Annotated in this window: 1 protein-coding gene; it reads right to left on the bottom strand. The window is 61.1% G+C overall.

What is annotated here, in order from left to right:
* Positions 1-2: 2 nt before the first annotated feature.
* Positions 3-1,154: a mandelate racemase/muconate lactonizing enzyme family protein gene (locus DC522_RS33655; RefSeq protein WP_116532714.1), complete on the bottom strand. Its 1,152-nt coding sequence runs from the start codon at positions 1,152-1,154 to the stop codon at positions 3-5.
* Positions 1,155-1,156 lie beyond the last annotated feature (2 nt).

The raw sequence follows: 1,156 nt of genomic DNA, 5'->3' as shown, positions 1-1,156 counted from the left end.
CATCACCAGTTGGTATGCGATCCATCTTTCCTACGAAGGTGCGGCATCTCTGAAAAGCGGAATGGCTCAGCCGCCTCCAGAGCCCTTTCATCGACTTCGACGCCGAGCCCAGGCTCATCAGGCACGACGTATGTCGAGCCCGCCAGCTTCATTCGCTTGACGAAGATCGGTGATTCCTGCCGCGCCATGTCCTCATCAGGCGTTTCCCAGCATTCCACATGCGACAGGTTGGCGACTGCTGCCGAGAAATGCACGGTCGCTGCCGTGCAGATCGGCCCGAGCGGGTTGTGTGGCATCAGGTCGATGTAATGCGCCTCGCACCAGCCAGCGACCTTCATGGCTTCCGTGAATCCGCCCACGTTGCAAATGTCGAGGCGCGCAAACTGCGTATGTCCGCCCTCGATGTAAGGCAGAAACTGCCATTTGGACGAAAACTCCTCGCCAATGGCGAACGGAACGTCCGTCATCCGCCGGAGAACCGCGTAGGCCTCCGGCGTCTCGTCACGGATCGGCTCCTCCAGGAAATCCAGCGTGCCTCTGGGCATCTTTTGGCAGAAGGAGGCTGCTTCGGCGATGCTGAGACGGTGATGATAGTCCACGCCCAACATGACGCCTGATCCGAGCGTCTCTCGGGCCTCAATCATCCAGCGGGCGATCTCAGCAATATGCTCGCGCGGTTCGTAGGGCGAGACCGCATCGGATTTCCAGCCGAGACGCAGGCAGTCCCATCCCGCCTCCATTGCCCTGCGGGCAGAGGCAATCAGGGTGCCCGGGTCGTCCGCGCGGACGCACCCGAAGGTTGGAATGCTGGTTCTCTGCTGGCCGCCCAGAAGCTGGTGCACGGGAACGCCCAAGGCCTTCCCCTTGATGTCGTGCAGAGCGATGTCGATGGCGGAGATCGCTGCCGTGAGAACGCGACCTCCCTCGAAATACTGGCTGCGGTACAGTTCCTGCCAGAGAGCTCCGGTCAGCATGGGATCCCGACCGATCAGGAACTCACGGTAGTGATCGATCGCGCCCGTCACGGCCAATTCGCGGCTGGAGAGGCCGGACTCGCCCCAACCATGGATACCCTCGTCGGTTTCAACCTTGACGATGAGCTGGTTTCGATCGCCAACCCAGACAGGGTAGGACCGGATTGCCGTGATCTTCATGT

The organism is Microvirga sp. KLBC 81 (assembly GCF_003075415.1).
In the GTDB taxonomy this organism is placed as follows: domain Bacteria; phylum Pseudomonadota; class Alphaproteobacteria; order Rhizobiales; family Beijerinckiaceae; genus Microvirga.
The sequence above is the reverse complement of the archived record's forward strand: the minus strand, read 5'-3'. Positions and strand labels throughout refer to the sequence as shown.

Coding starts and splice junctions, on each gene's coding strand:
- DC522_RS33655 (WP_116532714.1), bottom strand. CDS start 1,154: ATGAAGATCACGGCAATCCGGTCCTACCCTGTCTGGGTTGGCGATCGA.